Genomic DNA, 288 nt, shown 5'->3' on the forward strand with positions numbered 1-288 from the left:
CCACAGATTTTGTTTCGCATCTGCGCCTGTTTCAGCTTATCACGCCCACAGATCCTCGGGGTACAGGCCCTCCTGTGTTTTCTGGGCGATGGCGGCCACCACGGTGGGCTTATCCTCGCTGTAGGTCACGCCGTACCACTTATCGGTGCTCTTGAGCACGGTGACTGCCGCCTTGCCCACATCGATGAGCTCGCTGGCCACAGTGGGCAGGAAATACTCTCATTAGAGGGGGTTCTTGTGCAGATTCTCACTCAGCCAGCCTGCAAAGCGGTGGTCGGCCTCGTCCAG

Annotated in this window: 1 pseudogene; it reads right to left on the reverse strand. The window is 58.7% G+C overall.

Features of this window, described 5'->3' with window-relative positions:
- Positions 1-39: 39 nt before the first annotated feature.
- Positions 40-288: pseudogene (locus P0G09_RS20550) on the reverse strand (nucleotidyltransferase); the annotation flags it as partial.

Origin of the sequence: Faecalibacterium sp. DFI.5.82, assembly GCF_029076575.1 — a bacterium.
GTDB lineage: Bacteria > Bacillota > Clostridia > Oscillospirales > Ruminococcaceae > Faecalibacterium > Faecalibacterium duncaniae.